Consider the following 533-nt stretch of genomic DNA (forward strand, 5'->3'; position numbering starts at 1 on the left):
AAAACAGCTATTAATATTGCAACCGTTGCATATTTCATCGTCTACGGGGAATGTAAAAAATGATTTTCCGATTGGACATCCCAAAAATACTTTACCGAAATTATTTATTAACTGTTGAATTGCAGTAGCATCATTTAATCCTTCTGAAGTAGAAAAAAGCAGACTAAAATCATCTTCAGATAGTTTTGAAAAAACCTTGTTGTACCCTCTAAAAAATCTTTCATTCCATTCATGATTATGTGTACCAGAGTAACCCAATACCCCCGACCTTAAGCGTCTAATGTTCGCTTGCTGAGTTCTCCAATTACCACATTCATAAGTTCCGGAAAACCAGAGTAAAGATGCAGTTTCAAACATAGTTTTCAATAATTCTAAGAGTTTTAATTTTACTTTCTCGTCTTCATATCCTAACGTTTTTTCAATGTATTTTATATTAATCAAGCCCTTGCCTAGATATTCTTTATTTAATAAAGAATGTAAAAGCGAGTTTATATGATATATGTTATTTTTGTTAAAAATTTTACGCATTTCAA

At 30.8% G+C, this 533-nt stretch carries 1 protein-coding gene; it reads right to left on the reverse strand.

Annotation, left to right across the window (positions count from 1 at the left end; all coding sequences use genetic code 11):
* Positions 1-533: hypothetical protein (locus tag ACNPNW_RS06105; protein ID WP_448766724.1), on the reverse strand; the 533-nt coding region annotated here is incomplete at both ends.

The organism is Acinetobacter endophylla, from assembly GCF_053543775.1.